The sequence below is a fragment of the Candidatus Macondimonas diazotrophica genome, from assembly GCF_004684205.1.
Classification (GTDB): domain Bacteria; phylum Pseudomonadota; class Gammaproteobacteria; order UBA5335; family UBA5335; genus Macondimonas; species Macondimonas diazotrophica.
In genome coordinates, this window is the sequence record NZ_SRIO01000092.1 from 1 (window position 1) to 216 (window position 216).

At 47.2% G+C, this 216-nt stretch carries 1 protein-coding gene; it reads left to right on the plus strand.

What is annotated here, in order from left to right; genetic code table 11:
- Positions 1-216, plus strand: a 216-nt coding sequence (locus tag E4680_RS14410) for a hypothetical protein (protein ID WP_205688965.1), incomplete at both ends; no start/stop codon positions are given.

A 216-nucleotide genomic window follows, 5' to 3' on the forward strand; every position in this document is an offset into this window, starting at 1 on the left:
TGAAGAAAATGACAAGACTTGAACAGGACGAGGTAGTCCTTGGCTGCTACACGAACTATGACACCGTGCATGTGGTAACAATAAACAAGGGCGTTTTCAGTATCCACCACATCTTTCCCAGAGAGATGCCGGATGATATGCGGGTTCTCTGCACCGCGTCAAGCAAATCGGATGAGATGCTCGCTGGTATGGCTAGAAAGTTAATGGAGTACAAAC